The 24,198-nt window shown below is 55.8% G+C and carries 28 protein-coding genes; 11 read left to right on the top strand and 17 right to left on the bottom strand.

Annotated features, from left to right (window positions below; all coding sequences use genetic code 11):
• Nucleotides 1–10 precede the first annotated feature (10 nt).
• A complete protein-coding gene (locus ACR3EJ_RS11900) occupies nucleotides 11–592 on the top strand; it encodes a CvpA family protein (protein ID WP_170540114.1) in 582 nt (193 codons plus the stop codon).
• Between the two features lie 305 nt (nucleotides 593–897).
• On the opposite strand, the gene ACR3EJ_RS11895 is transcribed toward ACR3EJ_RS11900, so the two are convergent.
• The 5 genes from ACR3EJ_RS11895 to ACR3EJ_RS11875 all read right to left on the bottom strand — a co-directional run bounded on the left by ACR3EJ_RS11895 (nucleotide 898) and on the right by ACR3EJ_RS11875 (nucleotide 5,420).
• Nucleotides 898–1,911 (bottom strand): alpha/beta fold hydrolase, encoded by a 1,014-nt coding sequence (locus ACR3EJ_RS11895; protein WP_170540117.1) that lies wholly within the window; start codon nucleotides 1,909–1,911, stop codon nucleotides 898–900.
• 19 nt (nucleotides 1,912–1,930) lie between these two features.
• Nucleotides 1,931–3,370 carry a glutamine synthetase family protein gene (locus ACR3EJ_RS11890; protein WP_170540120.1) on the bottom strand — a complete coding sequence of 480 codons (1,440 nt, stop codon included), beginning with the start codon at nucleotides 3,368–3,370 and terminating at the stop codon, nucleotides 1,931–1,933.
• Nucleotides 3,371–3,471: 101 nt separating this feature from the next.
• The gene (locus ACR3EJ_RS11885; RefSeq protein WP_170470699.1) at nucleotides 3,472–3,870 is read right to left on the bottom strand and encodes a cupin domain-containing protein; all 399 of its coding nucleotides are present in this window, start codon (nucleotides 3,868–3,870) and stop codon (nucleotides 3,472–3,474) included.
• A gap of 4 nt (nucleotides 3,871–3,874) precedes the next feature.
• Complete coding sequence (gene gloA, locus ACR3EJ_RS11880; protein WP_010440370.1) at nucleotides 3,875–4,309, bottom strand: lactoylglutathione lyase; 435 nt, start codon at nucleotides 4,307–4,309, stop codon at nucleotides 3,875–3,877.
• 19 nt (nucleotides 4,310–4,328) lie between these two features.
• Nucleotides 4,329–5,420, bottom strand: a complete 1,092-nt coding sequence (locus ACR3EJ_RS11875) for an aromatic ring-hydroxylating oxygenase subunit alpha (RefSeq protein ID WP_170540123.1) — start codon at nucleotides 5,418–5,420, stop codon at nucleotides 4,329–4,331.
• A gap of 489 nt (nucleotides 5,421–5,909) precedes the next feature.
• Here ACR3EJ_RS11875 and ACR3EJ_RS11870 point away from each other — a divergent pair, with 489 nt between their 5' ends.
• The 6 genes from ACR3EJ_RS11870 (at nucleotide 5,910) to ACR3EJ_RS11845 (ending at nucleotide 10,056) form a co-directional block, all read left to right on the top strand.
• Nucleotides 5,910–6,377, top strand: coding sequence for an Lrp/AsnC family transcriptional regulator (locus ACR3EJ_RS11870; protein ID WP_480423342.1), 468 nt, complete (start codon nucleotides 5,910–5,912; stop codon nucleotides 6,375–6,377).
• 150 nt (nucleotides 6,378–6,527) lie between these two features.
• The gene (locus ACR3EJ_RS11865; protein WP_170540126.1) at nucleotides 6,528–6,860 is read left to right on the top strand and encodes a hypothetical protein; all 333 of its coding nucleotides are present in this window, start codon (nucleotides 6,528–6,530) and stop codon (nucleotides 6,858–6,860) included.
• A gap of 329 nt (nucleotides 6,861–7,189) precedes the next feature.
• Nucleotides 7,190–7,345, top strand: a complete 156-nt coding sequence (locus ACR3EJ_RS11860) for a hypothetical protein (protein WP_010440374.1) — start codon at nucleotides 7,190–7,192, stop codon at nucleotides 7,343–7,345.
• Nucleotides 7,346–7,361: 16 nt separating this feature from the next.
• Entirely contained in the window at nucleotides 7,362–8,882 is a 1,521-nt protein-coding gene (purF, locus tag ACR3EJ_RS11855) for an amidophosphoribosyltransferase (RefSeq protein ID WP_170540129.1), read from the top strand.
• A gap of 238 nt (nucleotides 8,883–9,120) precedes the next feature.
• Nucleotides 9,121–9,369: a hypothetical protein gene (locus tag ACR3EJ_RS11850; RefSeq protein ID WP_029621843.1), complete on the top strand. Its 249-nt coding sequence runs from the start codon at nucleotides 9,121–9,123 to the stop codon at nucleotides 9,367–9,369.
• Between the two features lie 42 nt (nucleotides 9,370–9,411).
• Nucleotides 9,412–10,056 carry an SDR family NAD(P)-dependent oxidoreductase gene (locus tag ACR3EJ_RS11845; RefSeq protein ID WP_170540132.1) on the top strand — a complete coding sequence of 215 codons (645 nt, stop codon included), beginning with the start codon at nucleotides 9,412–9,414 and terminating at the stop codon, nucleotides 10,054–10,056.
• A gap of 59 nt (nucleotides 10,057–10,115) precedes the next feature.
• On the opposite strand, the gene ACR3EJ_RS11840 is transcribed toward ACR3EJ_RS11845, so the two are convergent.
• From ACR3EJ_RS11840 to ACR3EJ_RS11825, 4 genes are all read right to left on the bottom strand, one after another.
• The gene (locus ACR3EJ_RS11840) at nucleotides 10,116–10,958 is read right to left on the bottom strand and encodes an ATP-binding protein (protein WP_170540135.1); all 843 of its coding nucleotides are present in this window, start codon (nucleotides 10,956–10,958) and stop codon (nucleotides 10,116–10,118) included.
• A gap of 114 nt (nucleotides 10,959–11,072) precedes the next feature.
• Entirely contained in the window at nucleotides 11,073–11,996 is a 924-nt protein-coding gene (gene tatC / locus ACR3EJ_RS11835) for a twin-arginine translocase subunit TatC (RefSeq protein WP_010440379.1), read from the bottom strand.
• Complete coding sequence (gene tatB / locus ACR3EJ_RS11830; RefSeq protein WP_170470712.1) at nucleotides 11,993–12,451, bottom strand: Sec-independent protein translocase protein TatB; 459 nt, start codon at nucleotides 12,449–12,451, stop codon at nucleotides 11,993–11,995. The genes tatC and tatB overlap by 4 nt, the downstream gene beginning before the upstream one ends.
• 6 nt (nucleotides 12,452–12,457) lie before the next feature.
• Complete coding sequence (locus ACR3EJ_RS11825; protein WP_010440381.1) at nucleotides 12,458–12,673, bottom strand: twin-arginine translocase TatA/TatE family subunit; 216 nt, start codon at nucleotides 12,671–12,673, stop codon at nucleotides 12,458–12,460.
• A gap of 219 nt (nucleotides 12,674–12,892) precedes the next feature.
• Here ACR3EJ_RS11825 and ACR3EJ_RS11820 point away from each other — a divergent pair, with 219 nt between their 5' ends.
• Both ACR3EJ_RS11820 and ACR3EJ_RS11815 read left to right on the top strand, forming a co-directional pair.
• Entirely contained in the window at nucleotides 12,893–13,198 is a 306-nt protein-coding gene (locus tag ACR3EJ_RS11820; protein WP_010440382.1) for a hypothetical protein, read from the top strand.
• 21 nt (nucleotides 13,199–13,219) lie between these two features.
• Entirely contained in the window at nucleotides 13,220–13,891 is a 672-nt protein-coding gene (locus ACR3EJ_RS11815) for a helix-turn-helix transcriptional regulator (RefSeq protein ID WP_170540139.1), read from the top strand.
• A gap of 63 nt (nucleotides 13,892–13,954) precedes the next feature.
• Here ACR3EJ_RS11815 and ACR3EJ_RS11810 read toward each other — a convergent pair whose 3' ends face one another.
• From ACR3EJ_RS11810 to ACR3EJ_RS11775, 8 genes are all read right to left on the bottom strand, one after another.
• Complete coding sequence (locus ACR3EJ_RS11810; RefSeq protein WP_170540141.1) at nucleotides 13,955–15,118, bottom strand: peptidoglycan DD-metalloendopeptidase family protein; 1,164 nt, start codon at nucleotides 15,116–15,118, stop codon at nucleotides 13,955–13,957.
• A gap of 59 nt (nucleotides 15,119–15,177) precedes the next feature.
• Nucleotides 15,178–15,828 carry a protein-L-isoaspartate(D-aspartate) O-methyltransferase gene (locus ACR3EJ_RS11805; RefSeq protein ID WP_010440386.1) on the bottom strand — a complete coding sequence of 217 codons (651 nt, stop codon included), beginning with the start codon at nucleotides 15,826–15,828 and terminating at the stop codon, nucleotides 15,178–15,180.
• Nucleotides 15,825–16,607 (bottom strand): 5'/3'-nucleotidase SurE, encoded by a 783-nt coding sequence (surE, locus tag ACR3EJ_RS11800; protein WP_170470720.1) that lies wholly within the window; start codon nucleotides 16,605–16,607, stop codon nucleotides 15,825–15,827. Before surE ends, ACR3EJ_RS11805 begins: the two co-directional genes overlap by 4 nt.
• Before the next feature lie 118 nt (nucleotides 16,608–16,725).
• Nucleotides 16,726–17,811, bottom strand: a complete 1,086-nt coding sequence (locus ACR3EJ_RS11795) for an ABC transporter ATP-binding protein (protein WP_029621845.1) — start codon at nucleotides 17,809–17,811, stop codon at nucleotides 16,726–16,728.
• Between the two features lie 80 nt (nucleotides 17,812–17,891).
• Complete coding sequence (locus ACR3EJ_RS11790; RefSeq protein WP_170540149.1) at nucleotides 17,892–18,938, bottom strand: methyltransferase domain-containing protein; 1,047 nt, start codon at nucleotides 18,936–18,938, stop codon at nucleotides 17,892–17,894.
• A gap of 97 nt (nucleotides 18,939–19,035) precedes the next feature.
• On the bottom strand, nucleotides 19,036–20,148 hold the full coding sequence (locus ACR3EJ_RS11785) for a hypothetical protein (RefSeq protein WP_170540151.1): 1,113 nt from the start codon (nucleotides 20,146–20,148) through the stop codon (nucleotides 19,036–19,038).
• 2 nt (nucleotides 20,149–20,150) lie between these two features.
• Complete coding sequence (locus ACR3EJ_RS11780) at nucleotides 20,151–20,930, bottom strand: SDR family oxidoreductase (RefSeq protein ID WP_170540158.1); 780 nt, start codon at nucleotides 20,928–20,930, stop codon at nucleotides 20,151–20,153.
• 70 nt (nucleotides 20,931–21,000) lie between these two features.
• Nucleotides 21,001–21,363, bottom strand: coding sequence for a SnoaL-like domain-containing protein (locus ACR3EJ_RS11775; protein WP_170540162.1), 363 nt, complete (start codon nucleotides 21,361–21,363; stop codon nucleotides 21,001–21,003).
• Between the two features lie 109 nt (nucleotides 21,364–21,472).
• Here ACR3EJ_RS11775 and ACR3EJ_RS11770 point away from each other — a divergent pair, with 109 nt between their 5' ends.
• On the top strand, nucleotides 21,473–23,077 hold the full coding sequence (locus ACR3EJ_RS11770; RefSeq protein ID WP_170540165.1) for a peptide chain release factor 3: 1,605 nt from the start codon (nucleotides 21,473–21,475) through the stop codon (nucleotides 23,075–23,077).
• A gap of 41 nt (nucleotides 23,078–23,118) precedes the next feature.
• A complete protein-coding gene (locus tag ACR3EJ_RS11765; protein ID WP_170540169.1) occupies nucleotides 23,119–24,024 on the top strand; it encodes a glycosyltransferase family 2 protein in 906 nt (301 codons plus the stop codon).
• The last annotated feature ends 174 nt before the right edge of the window (nucleotides 24,025–24,198 follow it).

Raw genomic sequence — 24,198 nt, 5'->3', positions numbered from 1 at the left:
GGCGAGGGCCATGGAAGGTTTTACAATAATTGACGGGGTTGTGGCCCTGATCATCGTGCTGTCGGGCTTGTTGGCCTATTCGCGTGGTTTCATGCGCGAGGTTCTCGCCATCGCTGGCTGGGTTGCCGCTGCCGTACTGGCCTTCATCTTCGCGCCGCAGGCCGTGCCACTGGTCAAAGAAGTGCCCGTCGTCGGAGAATTCCTGCGCGACAGTTGTGAGCTTTCGGTTATCACCGGCTTTGCCGCCGTTTTTGCTGTTGCCTTGATCGTGGTCAGTATCTTTACACCGCTGTTCTCTTCTCTGGTGCAGCGTTCGGCGATCGGTGGTCTGGATCAGGCACTTGGGTTCTTCTTCGGCATCGCACGCGGCATCCTGCTGGTTGCGATTGCCTTTTTTGTCTACGACACCGTAATGACCGGCCAGTCTTACACGATGGTCGACGAAAGCCGCTCGGCAAAAGTCTTTGAACAGTTCAGCGGCAAGATCGAAGAACAAAACCCCGAAGACGCGCTGGGCTGGGTCACCGCTCAGTACGAGGAGCTGGTCGCAAGCTGCACTGCAGATAATTCAACGGACGCATCCGACGGCTGATCACGCCCTTTAGGCCTGTAATAAGGAACGAGGTGATTAATCCATCCCGTTCCGGCTCTTGTCACAGACCATGCTAGCTGGTCTACGACAAGTGCGCAGTGTAGCTGTGAGCTCAATTGGACCAGTGTAGCGGTTGGTATTAGCGACTGCTGCACGTAATAAAGCGGACTTTTGAACGTCAAAGAAATAACCCTAACTGTTCAAAGCTAGCAGTTTGCGTTTCGGTTGCGGAAGTTCGCCCTTCATTCGAAGGAAGAAACGGGTGATTAGTGAATTTCTACTGCCCCGTAGTTTTTCAACAAGTGCTACCTTTTAAGAAGTTCACGAATATTGGCATCTAGCTGCGTCGTGAAGCCCTTGTCACTTCCTGGGTTTGCAGCGCAATGGCCCCAGGGAGAATGATACGGGCGGAAGATGGCGTTGGGCATGAAGCTGGCTTCAATTTCATTGTCTTCTGGTGGAAAGTATAAATCCTGCGTGCAAGGCATCAGGATGGCACGAGCTTTGATGGCACCCAGTGCCAGTTTGTAATCCCCATTGTAAAGCGGTCCGGAAGAGATATCGCCTGCCTGCCAAGTTGCAAGCTTTGCCAACAGGTCGTTGGCATCCCAGCCCTGCACATGATCACGCTCCCAATCCTGCAACAACTCCTCGATAGTTTCGAAACCCATCTGCCGATAAAGTCCCTCGCGATAAAAAGTCTGAGAGAAAGCCCAGCCTGCGTAAACTCGACCAAAGGCCTTCAGCCCTGCTTCGGGTGGGCTAGCATAATTGCCACCATTCCAATTTTGATCCGCACAAAGGGCCGCCTTAACCCCTTCGAGGAAGACGAAATTGTGTGGTGAGGTTTTGGCAGAGGCGCAGAATGGCAGGATCGCCTGAACCATGTCTGGGTATTGCGCTGCCCACTGGTAGGACTGACAGCCCGCCATAGACCAACCCGCGACAAGGGCGATTTTTTCGATCCCCAGATGTTCGCGGACCAATTGGTGCTGGGCAGCAATGTTGTCCCACATTTGTACCAGCGGGAAACGCGGCCCGTCCTGCGGTGCAGGCGTATTCGATGGTGATGACGAACGTCCATTGCCAAACAGGTTGGGGCTGACGATGAAATGCCGCGCCGGATCAATCGCGCGACCCGGGCCAAAGAAGCCTTCGTTACGGGTATTTGTGCCGGTGTAAAATGTCGGCAGAACGATGACATTATCACCTGCCACAGACAATGTGCCGTAGGTCTGATAGGCGAGCTTGGCATCCTTCAGCACCTCACCCGACAAGAGCGGAAGGTCACCCAACTCGTAGATCTGATAATCCGCCATTGTCTGGCCCTTCCCGCTTTTAGTAGAGCCGAAGGTATTCCTGCACTTCCCAATCGGTGACCGATTGGTGGTATCGCTCCCATTCATCATTCTTGTATTCTAGATAGGACTTACGCATCACGGGTCCCATCACATGTTCTGCCATGGTGTCGCCCCGTAAAGCCTCGATCGCATTGAACAGAGTGCGAGGCAATCGACGGATCCCCAGTTCAGCAAGTTCAGCTTCGGTTTTTGAGTAGAGATCAAAATCCGTTGGTTTGCCTGGGTCGATCTTGTGTTTGATCCCCTTGACACTGCAACTCAGATGCATCGCCATTGCCAGATAGACATTCATGGTCATATCGCAGGCGCGGTTTTCGATGCAATGGCGGCTTTGCGGCAGGCGGAACTGGGCAGAGCGATTGTTGAAACCATAGGTGATATTGGTCGGAGCCCAAGTGACAGTGCCACCCTCAAATCCACCTACGCGAGGCACGAGACCATTATAGGAATTCACGGTCGGACAGGTGATCGCGGTGATCGCTTCGGCGTGCTGCATCAATCCGCCAACGGCCCAGCGGCTTTCGTCGCTCCATTCGCCGTCGGGGGTTTCAAAGATGTTTTCACCGGGACGGCTTTCATGTTGCATCGACATGTTGATATGCGCACCCGATCGCCAGTCGCCCACTGTCGGTTTTGGCATAAAGGTTACGAACATCCCGTGCTTTTTTGCCACCTCTTTCAAGGTAATCCGCAGAAACGCCAGACGGTCGGACATCTCCAGCATGTTGGTATAGTGAAAATCCAGTTCGAATTGTGAATACGCACCCTCGGCGACTACATCATGCAGGTTCCAACCCAGACCTTCGATGATGTCGATCATGTCTTTCAAAAATGCCATCGAGTCGATCGAGTATTCAACGTCATAGCCAAATGCCTGACGGCGTGGACGGACCCCGATAGCAGGGTCGTCGTCAAAGGCCTTCACCGGCTGACCGGCATCATCGTATTTCATCACGATGAACTCGGGTTCAACGCCAGCATAGCCTGTGTATCCTTCCAGCGCAGCCTCGTGCATGGCGCGTTTCAGGGCCTGACGCGGACAGACGTTATAAGGCGCGTCTTCCCAATACAGATCAGAGAAGATGATTGCCATCGATGTGTCCCACGGACAGACGTAGACGGCGTCAAGATCCGGCACGACCACCTGATCGCTGTCAGCGGGGCTGAGTTCGGGCACGTAAGAAATCGAATGCACCGCAAATTGCGGTCCTTTCCCGAGGCATAGCGGTTCAAAATCGCTCATCGGGACGGGCTTGGTTTTTGGAATGCCATGCAGGTCGATCCACGCGGCCATCACATATTTTACGCCAGCCTCTTCCAAACGTTGTTGAACTTCTGGGATACGCGGGCGATTCCGCTCCACAGCGTCGTGAAATGTCTCGTAATAAATACGGGCGTTGGCATTGTCCTTGGGCATTCGGCGTCCTCCCATCGAATAGAAATCGGATTTGCATCACCGAGGTGACACCTCGGTGTTGGTTTAGGTTTCGTTTGCTCAGTCAAGCGGCGGAAAAATGTTCAGCCGGGGACAAAATCGTCAGGGTCTATGCCGGGAACTTGCGTGATCCCCGCCAGTTGTTTCCAGTTGTGTGGGTAGGCAGCATAGAAGATCACGCATTTACCGTCCGCCTCGTAGGAAATGTGATTGTCCTTGGGGACAAACAGCACGTCACCACGATTGCAGACATAGCTTTTGCCCTCACAGACCAATCGGAACGTCCCCTCGAGGCAATAAATGATCTCGTCGCAGGTCAGATCCCACGGCACCTTGATGTTGTTCAGAACGTTGATGCCGCCGCACATGGATTTGCTGAACTCGCTGGTCACCATCGGTTTAATGTACGTATCGCTGTCGCCCATCGTGTCGTAGCGTTTCTGAACCAGATCGAATTTGAAAAGTTGAGGTGTATCACCCATTGGGTCAGCCTTCCTGCGCCAAGTGTTTCAGTATGGATTCGTTCAATTCGACCTTGTAACCGTCAGGATCCTCGCAGAAGGCGATGACCCTTGTGCCATTTTTCATAGGCCCCGGCGGGCGGGTGATATTCACACCGGCAGCCGCCAGTTGCTCGCAGGCGGCGTAAACGTCTGGAGTTTCAATGCAGATATGGCCCCAACCGTCGCCCTTGTCATAAGGCGTGTCCTGATCCCAATTGGCGGTCAGCTCCAGCGTGGGAAACTCGGCCTCGGGCCCATAACCGATAAACGTGTTGGTGAATTTCCCTTCGGGATAATCCGTGCGCCGCAGCACCTCCATGCCCAAGATTCCGCAATAGAAATCCAGCGACTTCTCCATGTCTGTGACCCGCATCATCGTATGGGCCAGACGAAACCCTTTGGATATGGAGTTGCTCATTGATCTTGTTCCTTCTTACTTATGCGCCGGCCACGTCACGCTCGATCAAATCCTGAAAGGCGCGCACGCTATCTTCCCAGGCAGGCGATAACAGGCCCCCATCTTCGGCGACCGGGGATTTGCGACCCTCAAACATGCGTTCAACCATCTCGTGATCTTCCTTGTGGACGTCCCACCAGAGGTTTCTGAGGGCCTCTATTTCCTCAGCGCTCAGCTTTTGGCCTTCAGTGGTGTAAAGCGCTCGGTACTGGCGCATCTTTCCGGGGCCGACGGGCACGTTAAGATAGACGCCCAGTTGATCCGGGAAATAGCGGCCCAGAATAAAGTTGGGATACAACGTCAGATAGCGCGAGCTCACACCCAAGCTGCCGGATGTGCCCAACTCTTCCTCAAGGTCCACGGCACTGCCGATGCAGGTGCCATCAATGATGGTATAGTGATCCTCCAACGGCTGATCCGTCGTCGAGGAATGTACAAACTGGACGTGGTAAGGCTCGATAAAGTTCTCCATTATTAACTTCCAGTTGGTGTCGATCTCACCAAAATCGAGCAGGCCAATGGGTTCCAACTTGCTGTAATCCATCCCCGACAACTGGTTCATCAATGGCGCGGCATAGTCTTCGAATTCTGGCGCGCTCCCATCCAGATTGACGAAAATCCAGTCATGCCAGACATAAGTGCGTACGGATTTCAGCCGATGTTCTTTGATGTCAAATCCGTCGAACTCTTGCTTGCCGGTGCCTGCAAAATGTGGAGCGGCCCGCAGGCGGCCATCCAGATCATAGGCCCAGGCATGATAAGGGCAGCGGATCAGTTTGCCGACATTCTTTGGCCTATCAACCAACGTCATGCAGCGGTGCAGGCAAACATTGTGAAACACCTGAATGTCACCATCGCGACCACGCACCGCCAGCAGTGGCAAGCCGGCACAGGTGATAGGTTGTGCATCGCCTGGGTTGCTCATCTGATGGGCAAATCCAACAAACACCCAGTTCTTGGCCAGAACCGTCTGGCATTCCCGTTGCCAGAACTCCTCGCTGCGATATGCGTCGGCGGTCAGACCGTGCTGAGGCCCGCAAGAAGCCTGTGCTTTTCGCTCGGCAATTGTCATTTGTCCTCCCTTCGACACTGACACCAGCGTCCGCCGATCCAACGGCATGCGCATGGATTCACCGTTTCTCGCGGATAGCCTATTTTCAGGCTCCGTACCGCCGCGACGGGCTTAGATCTTACCTCTACGAATATCGGATTATTTTGGGCTATTCCCCTTCGATATTCGCTTATACATTGGATTATCGGGTAAGAATCGGAAGTGATCTGGTCAAAAAGCGGCATTTCGATACGAATTTCGAATATATTAGTTGCTCTGGCTATCAGATCCACAAATCCAGCATTAAATAATAGAAATTTCGGCAATCTGGCCTTCGGAAACTGTGGCGGGAAGATCAAAGCATGTCGTTTTCCGCACTTCCTTCCAGAGGAATCCTAAGAGTTAATTGCGGATTTCGATGCGCTATCTTAACCTTGGCTGCGAATACAGCAATCGAGCATCAGGCCTATGTCAGTCAAAAAGCAACCGAACGCGCGTGCCGCCCAGAGCATTCGATCCCCCAAGGATGATTTAAACCAGCAGATCATCCGGCTCTTACAGCAGGATGGTCGGATGGCATTTTCTGAAATTGCGCAGCAACTGGATGTGTCGGAGGGAACCATTCGCAACAGGGTGAGCGGACTGCGAGACAACAACATGCTGCGGATTGTCGCGATGTCGGATCCGGTGGCAACGGAATACACGACTGACGCGATGATTGGCTTGAACGTGGCGACCGGCGTGACCCCAAGACAGGTGGCCGAGCGACTTGAAAGAAACCCACGTGTTGTATTCATCCTGTGGGTCGCAGGTCGTTATGATCTGATTATCGAGCTGGTGAGCGACGATAGCGACGCACTAAAAGATTTTCTGGAACATGAAATCCACGCGAATAACGATATTGCCAAGGCCGACGTCATGCCGGGGCTGAAGAATTTCAAGAACCAGTTCCTCCTAAAGCAGGGTGCAAAGGAGTGATTAGGAAGAAGTCGATCGCTAAAAGTGATAGAGCGAGAGGACTTCAACAAATTTCTTTTGCTAGATACTCAGCGCTGATCATAGTGCCGGCCCCGACAATAGCCGGTTTTTGAATTTTGCGTTCGATTTTTGCCAAACAAGTCATTTTGAATGTCGAAGCCAGCAGCAAGCAACTGTTTCGCGTTGGCGATTGGTCATCGAACTAAAGCAAGTGAACAGCCGGTAAGCCCCACAATGCGGATATCAATTGCTGAACTTGGATCACCAGATACCCCAAAGATCATTTTAGCGTTTAGGTTGGCCTCATTTGTAAAAAAAACCTGTCGGAAACGGAAAAACAGCGCGCCTTACAACATTCTCAGCATTAAAATTCGGCGCTCGCATATTCTGTGTCAGATTCATCCAAAATCAAACGAACCCTTCACCGCCGCAGATATTGCAGCGAATGGCTTTCAATCCAAAGCACCCGTCGCAACGGCTTGAGATTGGTTTGCCATACTGGTCGCGGCTTTTGACGACCGTTCCAGATCCTTTGCAGATCTCACAGGGTGCACGGCCTGATCCTCGGCATCGGTGACACCGACGCTTGACGGGCTTTTCCTTGGGATTGTTTTGCTTGTGCTGCCACATGGCTATTTTCCATCCCAAACTATCGGGCATCTGGAGCAGACACCTGACCTAAAGCACAGCACAGGTCGGCTCATTTGTCATCTTAAACCCGCGAGCGGCGCATTTCAGGCCTGCGGCAAATCGCGAATGTGATCCTTTGGTGACACGCGCGGCAATAGGCAGTATGTCGGAGCCGAACCGACATGGAATCGGAGCTGCCGATCTTGCTGTATTTGTTCTATTCTGCATTGGCCGCTTTGGCGCTTGTGCATGCATGCCATACATTCCGGCTGCAACAACCCAATCAGATACGCAGTAGCAGTCGATCCGACCTGAACACCAGCCAGATCAAGTCATAGAAATTGGAGCCCGTGTATGTGTGGGATTTTGGGGATCGCAAGCCGGACACATGATGTCTTTGCGGAAATCTATGACGGGTTGCTGATGCTGCAGCACCGGGGTCAGGACGCCTCGGGGATCGTCACCTACAACGGCGAATTCTTCCGCGAGAAAAAAGCCAATGGTCTGGTCAAGGACGTCTTCAACGCCAGCGATGCTGAAACCCTACTGGGCAAGATCGGCATGGGTCACGTCCGCTATCCCACCGCAGGATCGCTAAGCGCCACCGAGGCCCAGCCTTTCTTTGTGAACGCGCCCTACGGAATTTACCTTGTCCATAACGGCAATATCACCAACACCGAAGAACAGCGCGAAAAAGTGACCGCGAAATACAGCCGTCACCTGCGCACCACCTCGGATTCCGAAGTGTTGCTAAACGTGTTGGCCGACAAGGTAGCGGACGCCATCAAGGTCAATGGCAATGCCGACCCGATCCGCAACTTGTTTGCAGGTGTGAAGATGACCATGGAGCGGGTGCAGGGTGCTTATTCTGTGATCTGTCTGGTCGCCGGTGTTGGTATGCTCGCCTTCCGCGATCCGTATGGTATCCGGCCCCTGTCGGTCGCCAAACGAGAAGCGCCCGGTGACGGTGATGATTTCGCCTTTGCCTCGGAAGACGTAGCGTTTGGCATCAATGGTTTCGACAAATTGCGCGATCTGCGACCCGGTGAGGCGATCCTGATCGATCTCGACGGGAATATGCATGAGTTCCAGGCCGTCGAAGGCAAACTGACGCCCTGCATTTTCGAGTATGTCTATCTGGCACGCCCGGATTCGCTGCTTGATGGCGTGTCGGTATACAAAACCCAGATGCGCATGGGCCAAACACTCGCCAAGCAGATTCAGGATTCGGGGCTGGAGATCGACCGGATCATCCCTGTGCCAGATAGCGCCCGCCCCGTCGCCCTTGAAGCCGCCAAGATTACCGGCATTCCCTATCGAGAGGGGCTGGTCAAGAACCGCTATGTAGGCCGAACCTTCATCATGCCAGGTCAGGCCGAGCGCCAAAAATCCGTGCGCCGTAAGCTGAACGCCGTGCCGTTGGAATTCGACGGACATAATGTGCTGCTGATCGATGACTCGATCGTGCGCGGCAATACGATCAAGAAGATCGTCCAGATGTGCCGCGAGGCTGGTGCAAAGAAGGTGTACATCGCCAGCGCTTCTCCACCCGTAAAATACCCTAATGTCTATGGAATCGACATGCCCACCAAGGCCGAACTGGTTGCCAATGGTAAAGAGATCGAAGAAATCCGTGAAGAGCTGGGTGCGGATGCGCTGTTCTACCAGAATCTCGACGATCTGATCTGGGCCGCCAAGGAAGGCAATCCCGAGATCGAATCCTTTGACTGTTCGTGCTTTGATGGAAACTACATCACCGGGGTAGATGAGGACTATCTGGACAGTCTTGAAAACAGCAGCCGAGTCAGCAAGAAACGCGAGGATATGCAGGTCGTTGGCGGTTCGTGGAACGCAGCCAAACTGGCGTCGGGCTGATCAGGCGAATCAAATGATAGCGACAGGTCATTTCCCTGAGGTGGGGCGGCAGTCATAGGTCAGAATCCGCCGACAACTCTCTGTTGAACAAGATGCGTTTGCAAAGGGTTGGGCGACCTGGGTTAGCGACCTATTGAAAATGGGATTGCAACCCTTTTGGATCGAACGGCCGCATGATACCTGATCGCCGAAAACCACTCACAAGGCAGGGCCCGGGCACACGATCCGGCCACAGATCATGGCAAATTCAACGGTCAAAAGCGCCGCAACGCAAGCCGGTGCGCTAAAGAAAAACTCGGTCTCTGTGCTGGGCATTTTTGGCCCTAAGTCCGAGTTGCGCGCTCTGGTTCGTCTGTCCTCGGGGCGGGTAAAGAAAGTAAAGCCAGGCAGCCGTGTCGCCTCGGGCAAGGTGATCGCCATTGACGAGGAAGGTGTCGTGCTGCGACAAAGCGGCCAGAACCGCAGGATCGACATACCTGGCAGTTGATCCAGACTTGACGCCTTGTGCGCACGGGTTCAAACCCCACCTATGACCGATCAGACCAAAATCGCCCTGATTACCGGGGCCTCACGCGGGCTGGGCGCGGCACTGGCCGAAGCCCTTTCCCCCGAGTATCACATCGTTGCCGTCGCCCGCACCCAAGGCGGGCTGGAAGAGCTGGACGATCGCATTCAGGCCAAGGGTGGCTCGGCCACTTTGGCCCCGATGGACATCTCCGATCCCAATGCAATGGCGACACTTTGCCGTGGCATTCACGACCGCTGGGGTAAGGTTGACCTTTGGCTGCATACAGCTGTCCATACCTCGGCCCTGACACCAGCAAACTTTGTTGACCCCAAGGAATGGACCAAAGCGGTCAGCACTAACGCGACAGCCACCTCGGTTCTGATTCCCTATGTGTCGCCCCTTTTAGGCGATGCAGGTCACGCGGTGTTCTTTGATGATCCCAAGGCAGGTGAAAAGTTCTATGGCATCTACGGTGCCACCAAAGCCGCGCAAATGGCTTTGGCCCGTAGTTGGGCAGCCGAGACAGCTCGCACAGGTCCACGGGTTACGATCCTTGAACCCGCGCCGATGCCTACAGCGGTGCGTGCACGATTCCATCCCGGTGAAGACCGCGAGGCGCTGACCAGTCCCGCAGATGAGGCTGCGCGGATTGTGGCCGGGCTTTGATTGGCCCTGACGGGCCATGCCTCCGGCGGGGATATTTGTGGCCAGATGAAGCAGGCGGTTTACGCGATGTGGACACCGTTGCGCCCGGCGAGATCGACAAAGAACTGCCAGGCCACGCGACCTGATCGAGCCCCTCGCGTGGCTTGCCATTCGATGGCCTCGGCGCGCAGGATTTCCTGGTCGATCGTGACGCCATTGGCGGCACAGTAGCGGTCGATCATGGCGAGATATTCGTCCTGATCGCAGGGGTGAAAGCCTAACCACAGGCCGAAGCGGTCCGACAAGGATACCTTTTCTTCAACAGCCTCAGATGGATTAATAGCGCTGGAGCGTTCGTTTTCGATCATGTCGCGTGGCATCAGGTGGCGGCGATTTGAAGTGGCATAGAACACCACGTTTTCCGGACGACCTTCGATGCCGCCATCCAGAACAGCTTTGAGTGACTTATAGTGTTGATCATCGTGGCTGAACGAAAGGTCATCGCAAAACAGAATGAACCGGTGCGGCGCTAACCTCAGGTGGTTCAGCAGACGCGCGACTGAGGACATGTCTTCCCGTTGTAGTTCGACAAGTTTCAAATCCGGGTGATCTGCTTGCAAAGTGCCGTGCACTGCCTTGACAAGGCTGGATTTTCCCATACCTCGCGCGCCCCAGAGCAGCGCGTTGTTGGCCTTGTACCCAGCCGCGAACCGGCGGGTGTTGTCTAGCAGCGTATCGCGGGATCGGTTGATGCCGACCAACAGATCCAGATCGACGCGGTTAACCTCAGAGACGGGCACCAGCCGGTCCGGATCCACATGCCAGACAAATGCAGGGGCCGTGTTGAAATCGGGTGCGTCCAGCGGCGCGGGCGCCATGCGTTCCAACGCGTCGGCGATACGGTTCAGGGCTTGATCGTCCATCGGCTCCTCCGGGTATTCCGGCTGAGTTGAACCATGTTACGAACTACACAACAAGGCCCGCGCATGAAAAAGGCGCGCCGAATGTGGACGCGCCTTATGAAATCAGGATACAGGCTACTTTGTCTCGTCGTAATCCTGCATCATTTCCGCATCCGCCTCGGCCTCTTCATCGTCATAGTAGCCGTCGGCGCGCAGTTGTTCTTCACGTTTTTTCTCGACGCGGGCGACAAGGAAGATCGACACTTCGTATAATCCATAGACCACGGTGAACAGGATCAGCTGCGTGATCACATCTGGTGGTGTCACCAAAGCAGCCAGAACCAGAATACCGACCATCGCGTATTTGCGAACGGCACCCAGACCCTCGGCCGAGACCAGCCCAGCCTTGCCCATCAGTGTCAGCAGAACCGGCAACTGGAAGCACAGGCCAAAGGCAAGAATAAACTTTAGCGTAATATCCAGAGATTCATTGACCTTCCCGAAGAAGGTGATTTTCACACCTTCTGTTGTTTCGGGGACAACAATGATCTCTTCCGGGACATCATCGGCCGCCGGGGCCAGCAGATTTGCAAAGATCGAACTGACATCTGCAAACCCAAGGAAAAACTGCATCGCCAACGGTGTCACAACAAACTGCGCAAAAGCCGCCCCCAACAGGAACATAAACGGTGATGCGATCAGAAACGGTAGGAAAGCCCCCTTCTCTGACTTGTAAAGCCCCGGAGCTACAAACCGCCACAGCTGATATGAGATCACGGGGAATGCCAGTGCAAACCCGAAGACCATCGATATCCGAAACAGTGTGAACAAGTATTCCTGTGGAGAGGTGTATTGCAGTGTTGGTGACGGATCACCAAGCTCTCGCAGGGTCGCCTCGATCGGACGCACTAAAAACTGCAGGATCGGTTCGGCCACTATGAAGGCAAGAACAATCCCCACGATAAAGGCAAGCACCGACCGGATCAGCCGGGTGCGAAGCTCGGCTAGATGCTCGATCAGAGGCGCCGAGCTGTCCTCGATCTCGTCGGTTTTAGTCATGACTTGCTTTCAGTTTTCAACGCGGCTTCGGCCTCTTCCGCCTTTGCAAGCGCATCTGCGGCTTCCTTAGCCTTGCGTTCAGCGGCCGCACGGGCCGTGGAGGCTTGGATCTTCTTTGCCTGCTCTGCCCGTTCAGCAGCCAGTTTGCCGGTCTCGCTATCAGGGTCGAACTTGGTCGGGTCAATGGATTTGGCCACGTCACGCGCGGCCTCGTTGATCCCGTCCATCGCGGTACTAACTGGATTAGTCGCCGCGTTCAGGCCCTTCTTGATATCATTGACGCCAGCTTCATCCGCCGCTTCGTTCATCGCAGTGCTGAACTCACGCGCCATACCGCGTGCCTTGCCGACGAACCGCCCGACATTGCGAAACAGCACTGGCAGGTCCTTCGGCCCCACCACGATCAGTGCAACGATGCCGATGACCAGAAGCTCGGTCCAGCCCAGATCAAACATCTAAGCTCAGACCTTGTCTTTGTCGGTCTCAGGGGTGACGTCTTTAGCCAGCTCGGAGGCGTCCTGTTCCAGCTCTTCCGAACCTTCCTTGATGCCTTTCTTGAACGAGGTGATGCCTTTACCCACTTCACCCATCAACGAGCTGATCTTGCCACGTCCAAATAGGACGAGAACCACAACAGCAATGAGCAGGATACCCGGAAGGCCAATATTGTTGAGCATGTCTTGTCTCCTTCTACGTCGGCGCATAGCGCCGGGAATACGATCTGGCCCTGTGTCTACGCCCGTACGGGCCATTGCAAAAGTGCGCCAGATCAATTCCGCGCGCGAATTTGAACGGATCGCACATTTTTTGCCGGCTGGCATTTCCCAACTGACAGGTTTATGTCAGTTGTAGTGGCCTAGAAGGACGATATCGAAATCTGGTCAACGGAGAACCACATGACCCATGTCGCAGAAATCGTCACTTTCACACTTGCCGAGGGCACAAAACCCGAACAGTTCGTGAAACTGAGCCAAGCATCCGAAGCATTTGTCCGCGCCGCCCCCGGCTTTGCCCATCGTCAACTGAGTCAGGGCGAAGATGGACGCTGGACGGATTATGTTGTCTGGGCAGATATGAAATCCGCCAAAGATGCTGCGGCTGCTTTCATGCAACAAGATTTTGCACCCGCTCTGATGGCGGCAATCAATCCCGAAAGCGCTCAGATGCGCCACGAGACCGTGCTATGGAATATGACCGCGTAAACGCGGCTCAGACGGCGTGTCATGCGTCGCACTGACCGCCTGTTCGACATCATTCAGATCCTGCGCGACGGTAAACTGCACCGCGCTCAGGACATCGCGGACCGGCTCGAGGTGTCGGTCCGCACGATCTATCGCGATATGGATACGCTGGTGGCGTCGGGCGTGCCGGTCGAAGGTGAACGCGGCGTGGGTTACATGGTGCGGGAACAGATCACCCTACCCCCGCTGAACCTGACACCTGCCGAGCTTGAGGCTCTGAACCTCGGCATGGCCATCGTGGCTGAAGCCGCCGATCCCGATCTCAAGTCCGCCGCTGAATCTCTGGCCGACAAGATTGACGCCGTACTGCCCACTCAAGTCGTGGCAGAGGCCGACACCTGGAAATTCGCCGTCTACCCGTTTGCCGATGCTGCGCGCGGATTGGCCCACATGGCCCCGATCCGCGCCGCGATCAAATCGCGCCAGAAATTACAACTGAGTTACCGCCGCATTGACGGGATCCTGACCGACCGCACCATCCGCCCGTTGCACATGGAATACTGGGGCCGCGTCTGGACCCTCACCGCATGGTGCGAACTTCGCAATGGCTTCCGCGTTTTCCGCATCGACCTGATCGAGGCCATCACACCCTTGCCAGAACTCTTTTCAGACGAACCCGGAAAACGGCTTAGCGACTATGACCCCTATGGGTGAACCGCCCTTCATCTGGCCACAAATATCCCCGCCGGAGGCATGGCCCGGAACGGGCCATTCAGGTCACTTCAGATAGGGCTCAGGATCAACCGACTCGAACCCCTGACGCACCTCAAAATGCACATAGGCATTGTCGCCACCACGCAGCGCGGCGATTTTCTGACCCCGTCGCACCCTGTCACCCTTCTTCACAGTGATATTGTCGACATTGGCGTAGACGGTCAGTAAATCATTGTTGTGCTTGACCACAATGATCGGAACCTGATCGGCGTCTTCCGTGATCGCTGCAACTGTGCCCGCCTCGGCCGCCGTTACAGAAGCACCTGGAGACGCCGCAATGTCGATCCCTTCGTTCTTGCCTTTGGCATAAGTGCGAATGATCCTCCCGTTCACAGGCGCTGCCAATGCTGAACTGCCTGAATTCGTAGGGGCTTCGGCAGTTACATCTGGTGCAGGTGTTGCAGCGGCAACCTTCTCATCCGGCAATGGCTGTGTCGCGCTTGGTGGCGTTGGCGTCGGAGAGCCTTCTCCCGGCTGTGTCACAGCCGTCGCGGTTGCTGCTGGTGCGGCAACGCGCGGCGCTGCCTGATCCTTGACGGGGATCAGCAGATACTGGTCCTCACGCACGGTGAAATCCGATCCTAACCCGTTCCATTCAGCGAGCGATTCTACAGACACCTGATAGAGACGCGAAATCGTATAGGCGGTTTCGCCGCGTTTTACCTTATGCCGAATGGGCTCTGGCCCGGATGCAGCAGGCGCCGGGGTCGCGGCGGGTTGCGCAGGTTGCAGGGTGGATGTCTGAACCGAACCGGTATCGGGTGCGTCATCAATCGCAGTCCCGGCTATGGTTGCAATATCAACACCACTCGAAGTACCGACTGAACGCGGCAGTGCAAGCACTTCGCCGTCCCGTAGAGAGTCATTCGGCTGCAAACCATTAAATCGCGCCAGTTCGGCCACTGGCATGCCGATACGGGCAGCGACATCACCAACCGTATCCCCCCTGCGGGCCACTGCCACTTGATAGTTTGGATAGGTTATCACTCCCCGTGCATCCGGCGACGGTCGGCTGGCGGTGGCTGCCAGAGCGGCATCGGTCGTAGAAAACCCGCCCACATTCCCGCGCAAGTCATAGTCGAACGGTCCTTCGCACCCGGCCAGAATTGCCAGCGCGGCCACGCCCGTTACACAACGGCGCATTGCTGAATTGGAAACTGCTCTCATTTTTCTGTCCTCAACACCTGCCCCTGTTCTCCGGGGTTCCGGCGCCTCTTAATATACCTTTACGCTCCGTCTTTTCCCAGCCCCTCAAGCAGAGGCACAAAACGGACCGGCAACAATTCGTCGTAATCCAGACCGGTCTCGGTACGCGTGACCCGGATCAGGGTCTGCACCGCATCCGACTGGCCCACGGGTAACACCATGATACCGCCGATTTTCAACTGCGCCAAGAGTGGCCCCGGAGGATCTTCGGCGGCAGCGGTTACAATGATACGGTCGAACGGTGCCTGTTCGGACAATCCAAAAGAACCATCCGACAGCATCGCCGTCACATTTGTCAGCCCCAACTCACGAAACAGCTCACCGGTTTCACGCACCAGCCGTTTATGGCGTTCAACAGTATAAACCCGGCGCGCCAGTTTGGACAGAATCGCCGCCTGATAACCCGATCCGGTGCCCACCTCTAGAACCGTGTCCCGCGGGCGCACTTGCAAAGCTTGCGTCATCAGACCCACAACCGACGGTTGGCTGATGGTCTGACCACAGGCAATCGGCAACGGTGTGTCCTCATAGGCCCGCTGGGCAAACAGGCCCCTCACAAACTGCCCCCTGTCGATTTGCTCCATTGCGGCCAGAACGCGCGCATCAGTGACCCCGCGCGAACGCAGCGCAAATAGGAACTGCATGATGGTTTCAGCGCTTGGTCCTGTCATTCGATGACCTTCAACGCCTCAAGCGTGTCGTGGGCGGTCAGATCGGCTCGCATCGGTGTCACCGAGATATACCCTTCAAGGTTAACGGCGGCATCCGTGCCCGGAGCAGTCGGGTTGTGCTGATATCCGCCCTTGATCCACAGGAACCGCCGCCCCGACGGCGAGCTGTGGGGTTCGACCGAGAAATGCGTATCGCGGCGGAATCCCTGCGGTGCTACCCGGGCACCCAGCACTTCATCAGCGGGAACCGGTGGAAAATTTACGTTGTAGAACAGGCGGTAATCGCCCGATTCTGGCGGGGTGGCATCCAAAATGCGCCGAACAAGCCCCGCTCCGTAACGGGCTGCTGCCTCAAACGGATCTTCCAGCCCCAAATTGCGCGGGCCAAAATACTGTGACAAGGCAATCGCGGGCAGACCCTGCAGGGCAGCCTCCATCGCCCCACCGATCGTACCGGAATACAAGGTGTTTTCAGCCGAGTTATTGCCCCGGTTCACCCCGGACAACACCAGATCGGGCGGAGCGTCTTTCATCACGTCGTGCAGGCCGGCCAAAACGCAATCCGCGGGAGACCCTTCGGCGGCAAAGCGACGCTCACCCAGTTTGGCCACCATCATCGGGTGGGTATAGCTGATGCAATGACCGACGCCTGATTGCTCAAATGCAGGTGCGACCACCCAAACCTCGCCTTCGGGGCCAGCCAGTTCAGCTGCAATCGCTTCCAGCACGATCAGTCCCGGCGCGTTGATGCCGTCATCATTGGTCAGAAGAATTCGCATGCCCGGTCCACCCCTCGTTTTGCCCTTGATAGACCCGCCTCTGCGCTGCGACAAGCAATGCGCATACGCAATCTGAGGCTTTCACGCACCACTTGGGTGAAAATGCAGGGTCTGAGCGTCAGGCCGGGAACACAAAACACCGGTCGCGGCGAATTGTCAGCCACATGACCCGGCCCTCTTTGGGCACAAAGACGTTCGGAACCGTGGCCTTCAGGATCGAGCCATCGTAGTCCATGCGAAACTCGACAAGGCTTTCATTTCCCAGAAATCGAGCACGCTCAACCACGCCTCGGGCTGCAACACCGTCTGTAGGTGTCGGCGCAGGCCCTTTGCCATTGCGGTCGAAATCCAGTTTGACATGCTGGGGCCGGAACACGATTTCAACATCGGTTGCGTCCGGCACACCTGGCGCGAGAAAACGGCCAAACGGAGTATGCGCCAAAGCACCATTAACTTGGGACTTCAACACATTGACATCACTAAAGAATGCAACTGCAGCCTTGTCTGCAGGACGGGTATAGACATTGTACGGCGCCCCTTGCTGCACAATCTTGCCGCGGCGCATCAGCGCGATCTCATCGGCCATCCGCATCGCCTCGTCCGGCTCATGCGTGACCAACAGAACGGCAGCATCCTCTTCCTTAAGGACCGCCAGCGTCTCATCCCGAATACCGTCTCTTAGACGGTTATCGAGGCCCGAGAACGGCTCATCCATCAGCATGATCCGTGGACGTGGTGCAAGCGCCCGCGCCAGAGCGACACGCTGTTGCTCCCCTCCCGACAACTGATGCGGAAATCCATCAATAAACCGCATCAAATCGACTTTGGTCAGCAACTCTTCGACCCGTGCGCGTTTCTGTTCTTTGCTGCCCTTCAGGCCAAACGCGACGTTGTCTGCCACGCTGAGGTGCGGAAACAGGGCAAAATCCTGAAACATCAGCCCAATCTCGCGCCGCTCAGGGGGCACTCGAAACACAGTGTCGCAGATCAATTTGCCATCGACATAAATCTCGCCCGAGGTCTGCATCTCGACGCCAGCGATCATGCGCAAGGTGGTTGACTTGCCACAACCTGACGGTCCCAGCAGACAGGTCACCTGCCCTGCCTGAACGGTCAAGGACACATCATCCACAACCGTCCGCCCAGCAAAGCGCGCAACCAGATTGCGGATTTCCAATCGAGGAGGAGTTGTCGTCACTGTCACCGATGGACCCCGTTGCATTTCCCGATCAATTCCATCGGGCTTAGGCGGGGATAGCAACCCCGCCCTTCAGGCGCAAGGGATCAGCAACACCCAGTTGACGCAGCTTCGCCCTGTACAACAAACGGGCTATCACCGCCGCATCCTTCGAAGATCCCATAGTGGGTTGAGAAATCGCCGATGAATTCGAAATGTCGTGCAAAACGAGTGTCTTGCAACATCATCCATGTATTGCCACAGACCGGGAACACTTTGCCAGTCTCAATCGTGTGGTGATCATCCAGCACAAATTCATGCGGCGCATGCGGCACTGTGCCCTTGTAGATCACAGCCTGACCGTAGTCTTCGCAAGCCGGCTCAAGCTCGGGCAGCTTGAACAGACGGTATGTGGCCGAAATAAAGCTGAGCGGTGCCACCCTTTCCTCCAGAGCAGAGTTCTCGATCGTCAAAGGACGATGCGTGACCCTACGCGGATCACCAAACCCGGCAGCGCGCGACATCGACAGGAAGTCATTCCAATAGAGCGCCCCCGACAAGCACTCACCGTACAGCACCTCATCTTCGGCCATGGCTTTGGGCACCCGGCGGTCGGCATAGACGTCCGAGAAATACATCTCACCGCCTTTTTTCAGCAAACGATGGGCCCCGCGCAGTACAGCAGCCTTGTCAGTCGCCAGATTGATTACGCAGTTCGAGACAATGATATCGAACGATCCCGGTTCTAGGTCCAGCTCATCCAGCTTTTCGATAAAACCGTGATGAAACTCTACATTGCTTTTGGAATGCCCAAATGCCTCAGCGTGATAATCCTGTTGAGCGCGCGCAACATCCAACTGTTCTGGCGTCATGTCGACGCCGACAACACGGCCATTCTCACCAACCATCGCCGACAGAGCATACACATCCCGCCCCGCACCACAGCCCAGATCAAGGATGTGCATTCCTTCCAGATCCAGCGGAGCAATTAGCCCACACCCATAGTAACGTGTCAGCACATCATCATGAATTTGCGATAGAATTTTCTTGACGTGATCCGGCATATCATCCGGGGTACAGCATGCATTCGTTTGCAAATCCGCACTGCCTTGCAGCACTTCGCCATAGTAGTTCTGCACAGCTTCATGCTTCATCGCGGCATTCCTTTTATCACTGGTTGCACTGCAGTTAATGCAGCAAGCCGAACCGTGCAATCCAACACCGTCCGATTTGACGATACCGTGACTGCGCTCAGCCCAGCAGTTCGAAATCCACGCCCGTACGCACCCGTCCGTTCACCTGAATCTCTAACCGATGTGGCCCGGGCACCAGTTTGAATGTGGTCGCGTTGCCCTTGAGCTTGTGGCGCTTTGTGACGACCAATCGTCCTTCTTCCAAACTGGTTTGTTTGAACTTGTGAACTTTAGGTGAAACCTTCCCCCCAGGCCTTTGAAAATGTACGATATAATCGATCAACACAAGCTGTCCGTTCGCACCCTTCAATCGCGCTTCGAAATCAAGCGCCTCACCAATCCGAGCCGGACCATTCACCTGAACTTCGACCGCGATATCAGCATCGGGATCATACCCAAGAGCTCTCATCGCGCCCGGGTGCCCAGACTTTACCAGACCCCGCAAAGCGTGCGCTGTCATCCACTGCAACTCTTCCGGATCCTGTTGCTGTTCCTCCTCCCACTTACGCAGTCGTTCCAGCACCAGACCGGGGTCTTTCTTGGTGATGTCATTCAGATGGTTGGCGACTGAACGTGTCACGTACCGCGTCTGATCCCCATGCAGCTGGTCAAGCAACGGCAAAGGATCGGACACGTCCAAGCCAACGGCCTGCCCCCAAGGCAAACGTGGTCGCGTCCCTTCACTGACCAAACGACGCACGTGGTAGCTGGGATGGCAACACCAGTTCTGCATACGCTCAAAAACTTTCTCGGGATGGTGGTTCAGGAAAGGGCGGATCGCCCATTCCATAGAAAAGCGTTGCGTAAGCTCTTCCAAGACGTCCAGCGACAATTCAGGGTGATCCAGCCCGATCGCGCAGACCCAATCGCCCAGAGGCGCAAAAATGAAATCGCCGAAGTCATTATCACTCTGGCCGGGATCAAGCGGCGGCGGCAGCGCATCCAAAATGACCGGGGCAACCGTTGGAAGATCACCCGGAACGGTTTCTTGCAAACATTCTGCAATCCAGGCCATCCGCTCTTTCAATTCCAGCTCAAGCAATCGCGACATTATTCGTGCTTCGAGTGCACCTGCGTCGAAATGAGGGTCAGCTTCCGCGAACAAGCCCGCAAAATAGCTTACTTTTTCAGCGTTGAAGAGTTGATCTTTCAGAGAAAAGTTTTGCGCCATGCTTACATCGTCAGATTAGTGCCCCCACCATCCAGCAAAATATTCTGCCCGACGATGAAACCGGCATGTTGCGAACATAAAAACGCGCAAGTCGCCCCGAATTCTTCCCGCGTTCCATAGCGGCGCGCTGGAATGGTCGCGGCGCGCTCTGCCCGTGCATCATCGATCGAGATCCCCTTCTGCGCCGACACGCCGCCATCCAGTGCGTCCGCCCGATCGGTTGCATGGATTCCTGGCAGCAGATTGTTAATTGTTACCCCATGCGGGGCCACCTGACGCGAAGTGCCCGCCACGTATCCGGTCAGACCAGTACGCGCCGCATTTGACAAACCCAAAACAGCGATCGGTGCACGTACGGATTGTGAGGTGATATTCACCACACGGCCCCAGCCTTTATCCATCATTCCCGGAAGCAGAGCCTTCATGAACGCAATCGGTGTCAGCATGTTTGCATCCAGCGCTTTGATGAAGTCGTCGCGTTCCCAATCAGACCAAAGCCCCGGAGGTGGCCCACCTGCGTTTGTAACAAGGATATCAACTCCCTGCGCGGCGTTTATCACCTCAGCCTGACCCTCAGATGTAGTGACGTCACAAGCGACGGTCTGTACGGCAACGCCATATGACGACCGTAAACGCGTTGCCTCGGCTTCCAGCGCCTCAGCCCCGCGTGCGTTCATCACCAGGTCGACACCGGCTTCGGCCAACGCCTCGGCGCAGCCCAGACCCAAACCTTTGCTGCTGGCGCAAACCAACGCACGTTTTCCACGAATTCCAAGATCCATTCTGACCCTCCCTATCTTTGCCTTCATTTAGCATCGGCCCGACAAGGAAGGCCAGAAACGGATCAGTGGCTCAATAGAAGAACTCTTCCCGCACGATCTTGCCGTCGGCGACGTGATAAACAGCAACTTCGCGCATATCAAAGCTCTCACCAGACTCCTTCACCTTGCCCTGAACTTCGAAGATGACGGCAAAGCGGTCTTCGCCATGCGGGAACGGATCACTCACAGACGCGTCTGAAACCTCGTGTGCGCCTTCCCACCACTCATGTTTGCCTCGTATTGCGTCACGGCCATGAGTTTCGCGCCCCATGCCCATTGCATCCGCAGCCTCGACCGAGACAGCATCCGCTGCGTAAAGCTTGTCCAGATTTTCTTTGGCTCGGTTTTCTCGGCAACCCGCAACCAATTCGTCTGCGATTTCTCTCAAATTCATTGGTCCACTCCATATTTTGTTCACTATATGTTCTTATTGCCATACCCCCACGATTCGAACCATCCCCTTTGTCTTGCCTCAGCAGGATTCCCCGCCTATACGCGCGTTTATGCTTGATACCTCGAACCAACCCACCCTGCCGCCCGAGATTGCCCGTCGCCGGACATTCGCCATTATCTCGCACCCGGATGCGGGCAAGACAACGCTGACGGAAAAGTTCCTGCTTTACGGGGGTGCCATTCAAATGGCCGGTCAGGTGCGCGCCAAGGGTGAGGCACGGCGCACGCGGTCGGACTTTATGCAGATGGAGAAAGATCGCGGTATCTCGGTCTCGGCCTCGGCGATGTCCTTCGACTACGGGAATTTCCGGTTCAATCTGGTGGACACCCCCGGCCACTCGGATTTCTCGGAAGATACCTATCGCACGCTGACCGCCGTAGACGCCGCCGTTATGGTCATTGACGGTGCGAAAGGTGTGGAAAGCCAAACGCAGAAACTGTTCGAGGTCTGCCGCCTGCGCGATCTGCCGATCCTGACCTTCTGTAACAAGATGGACCGCGAAAGCCGCGATACATTCGAGATCATCGACGAAATTCAGGAGATGCTGGCCATCGACGTCACGCCTGCCGCGTGGCCGATTGGTGTGGGTCGCGATTTTATTGGTTGCTACGACATGCTGCGTGACCGGCTCGAGCTGATGGACCGCGCCGATCGCAACAAGGTGGCCGAAAGCATCCAGATCAACGGGCTGGATGACCCCAAGCTGGCCGAGCATGTGCCGGCTGAACTGCTGGACAAACTGCTGGAAGAGGTCGAGATGGCGCGCGAATTGCTGCCTAAACTCGACCCGCAGGCGGTGTTGGAAGGGCACATGACCCCGATCTGGTTCGGCTCGGCGATCAACTCATTTGGTGTGAAAGAGTTGATGGAGGGCATCGGCGCCTATGGCCCGCAGCCTCAGGTTCAGTCGGCAGAACCGCGTCAGATCGCACCTGATGAGAAGAAAGTGGCCGGGTTCGTGTTTAAAGTTCAAGCCAATATGGACCCCAAGCACCGCGACCGGGTGGCCTTTGTCCGCATGGCAAGCGGTCATTTCAAACGTGGCATGAAGTTGACCCATGTACGGTCGAAAAAGCCGATGGCGATCTCGAACCCCGTCCTGTTCCTCGCGTCCGACCGGGAACTGGCCGAAGAAGCCTGGGCCGGAGACATCATTGGCATCCCTAACCACGGTCAACTGCGCATCGGTGACACGCTGACCGAGGGTGAGGCAATCCGAGTAACCGGCATCCCCTCCTTCGCACCAGAACTGCTGCAAACGGTGCGCGCTGGTGACCCAATGAAGGCCAAGCATCTGGAAAAAGCCCTGATGCAGTTTGCCGAGGAAGGCGCGGCCAAGGTCTTTAAACCCTCGATCGGCTCAGGCTTTATCGTCGGGGTTGTCGGTGCGCTGCAATTCGAAGTGCTCGCCAGTAGGATCGAGATGGAATACGGTCTCCCTGTGCGGTTTGAGGCGTCTCAATTCACCTCGGCCCGCTGGGTCAGCGGTGACAAGCCCGAGGTCGACAAATTCGTTAACGCCAACAAACAGCACATCGCGCATGACCATGACGGCGACATCGTCTATCTGACGCGTCTGCAATGGGATATTGACCGGGTGGTTCGTGACTATCCAGCGCTGAACCTGACCGCGACGAAGGAAATGATGACCTGACGGATTCTGCGGCCAATCCAGATAAGACCACATGGGGAATTGTGACCACCATCCGTGCCCCGCGTAAGGATATTTTGCGCTTTGCCGCCCACCACCTCGATATCGGCGCGGACCGGATTCACATCTTTCTGGACGAGCCGGTCCAAGGCGACATCACCGCCCTGCGCGAACACCCCCGGATCCGGGTGCGCGCTTGCGATGCGGCGTTCTGGAAGCGTCGCGGTCGTGAGAGGCCGGACAAACATCAGGTCCGGCAATCGTCGAATGCCAATTTGATCTATAATCGGACCGATCTGGACTGGGTCGCGCATATCGACGTCGACGAGTTCCTTTGGCCGATGTCCCCGATCCCAGATCTGCTGAGCCAAATTCCGGATGACACCCCCGCCGTCCGCGTCCGCCCGATAGAGGCTCTGGCGGGGGGCGATGACCTCTACAAAGCCTTCATTCCCGAAGGAAAGAACAGACAGGCGCTGGTCGAGTCGCTCTACCCCAAATTCGGCGCTTATGTTCTGGCCGGTTTCATGAGCCACATTCAGGGCAAACTGTTCGTGCGCAGTGGCCTCAAGAAACTGAGCGACCGCATCCACAATCTTTATCAGCACGGCGAATTTCTACCGGTCAGAAAAGAACTGCCGCAGATCGATCTCTGCCACCGCCACGCCCCGGATTGGGAGCATTGGCTGGCGCATTACCGCTTCCGCCTTGAACGCGGCTCGTACCAGGCCAGCCCGGATCGCCCGCGAAAGATCGGCGCGCTCGACAGGTTCGAATTGTTCACACTTCTGGAAGCCGAATACGGGCTAGATGGTCTTAAGGAATTCTATGATGAAATCAGTGCCGCTGACCCTGAGGTTCTAGAACGGCTTGAAGATAATGACATGATGCGCCACCGCCCGCTGGATCTGGACCGGAAAGTCGCGAAACACTTCCCCGGAAGCATCTGAATTGTTGCGGAAATCCCTGTTATCGGCGGATATGGAAAAGGTTAAGTCGACTTCATTTGACCCTGCCCCACGTTTTTGTTATGCCCGCGCCACAGCCGAAACGCGCATGAGGCGCATGGCCATCCGGGCCCGGCATATTCTGACGCGCGGGCCAGGTCGAGTGTCCGCATGAAC

This window comes from Ruegeria sp. AB11 (genome assembly GCF_056536325.1).
Note: the sequence above shows the minus strand (reverse complement) of the source record. Positions and strands in the feature narration are given on the sequence as shown.